Below are 241 nucleotides of genomic sequence, written 5' to 3'. Positions count from 1 at the left end.
GAGGTGCTCGGCGCCAACGACATCTTCTGCGGTGTCAACGCGGTGGATTATTCCGGTTACCCGGATTGCCGCCCGGAGTTCATCGCCGCCTTCCAGGCGTTGGCCAACCTGGCCACCAAGGCAGGCGTGGAAGGCGCGGGCCTGCGCGTGCACGCCCCGCTGCAGTTCCTGGGCAAGGCCGACATCGTGCGTGAAGGCGTGCGCCTTGGCGTGGATTTCGGGCTCACGGTGTCGTGCTACC

At 66.8% G+C, this 241-nt stretch carries 1 protein-coding gene; it reads left to right on the top strand.

The window, feature by feature from the left end:
* On the top strand, positions 1 to 241 hold a 241-nt coding region (locus SB822_RS60350), incomplete at both ends, for a 7-cyano-7-deazaguanine synthase (RefSeq protein ID WP_410859551.1).

Origin of the sequence: Paraburkholderia sp. SIMBA_054, assembly GCF_046534875.1 — a bacterium.
Lineage (GTDB): Bacteria > Pseudomonadota > Gammaproteobacteria > Burkholderiales > Burkholderiaceae > Paraburkholderia > Paraburkholderia hospita.
This window is presented reverse-complemented; position numbering and strand designations above follow the sequence as displayed.